The sequence below is a fragment of the Acetobacter fallax genome (assembly GCF_011516735.1).
Lineage (GTDB): Bacteria > Pseudomonadota > Alphaproteobacteria > Acetobacterales > Acetobacteraceae > Acetobacter > Acetobacter fallax.
Genome location: NZ_WOSX01000137.1, coordinates 1 through 847 on the forward strand (window position 1 = coordinate 1; position 847 = coordinate 847).

Sequence of the window (847 nt, forward strand, 5' to 3'; positions counted from 1 at the left end):
TAGGGCCTGTTAGATCTTGAATTTCTTCCCATATTGTAGGGATGGAAGAAGGAGACAGAATAGGCACCTTTACGGACGAGACATGGGCGATCTGGGAACCTCTGATTGAGGAGGTTCGCCCGAGGGGCAAGACGCCGCCACATGATCTGCGGCGGACGATAGCAGCGATTTTCTGGCGTCATGAGAATGGCGCGAAATGGCGGAGTATCCCCGCTGAACTGGGTCCGTGGTGGCGGGCTGCGCAGCTTTTCATCCGCTGGGCGAAGCTCGGCGTACGGGAGCGGCTGCTCGCACTGGTTCAGGAACAACAGGGAGTGGCATTCGGAATGACTTTTCTGGATGGCACGAACATCAGGGCTCACCACAAAGCGGCGGGAGCCCAAAAAAAGGGGCCTCTTTCGAAGAGCGAGACCATCGTGAAGCACCTGGCCGCTCTCGCGGCGGCTATGACACAAAAGTCTGCGTGATCGCTGATGGACATGGAAAAGCCTTCGGTTTTGCGCTGGCCCCTGGACAGGCTCATGAACTGCCCCTGGCACCAGCCATGCTCGACAACCTTCCCGCCATTCCCCTGTGGGTAGTGGCGGACAAGGGCTATGCGTCGAATGCCTTTCGTGAACGGATATGGGACATGGGAGCCCGGCCCGCCATTCCTGCGAAACGACGCGATGGCCTGGTCGCCTGCCCCAAATGGGCCTATCGGTGTCGGCATCTCGTTGAGAACCTCTGGGCTCGCCTCAAGCAGTGGCGCGCTGTCGCAACCAGATATGAAAAAACAGCAACGTCGTTCCTCGCGGTCATCCACATCGCTGCCGCAGCAGACTGGATCAAGCCCTAACAGGCCCTA

1 protein-coding gene is annotated in these 847 nt (G+C 58.8%); it reads left to right on the plus strand.

Annotated features, from left to right (window positions below):
• Positions 1–41 precede the first annotated feature (41 nt).
• Positions 42–838, plus strand: a protein-coding gene (locus GOB85_RS19895; protein WP_198912245.1) for an IS5 family transposase whose coding sequence is annotated in 2 segments (ribosomal slippage) — positions 42–381 and positions 381–838 — 798 coding nt in all. Because the reading frame shifts where the segments join, the coding sequence is not laid out codon by codon here.
• Positions 839–847 lie beyond the last annotated feature (9 nt).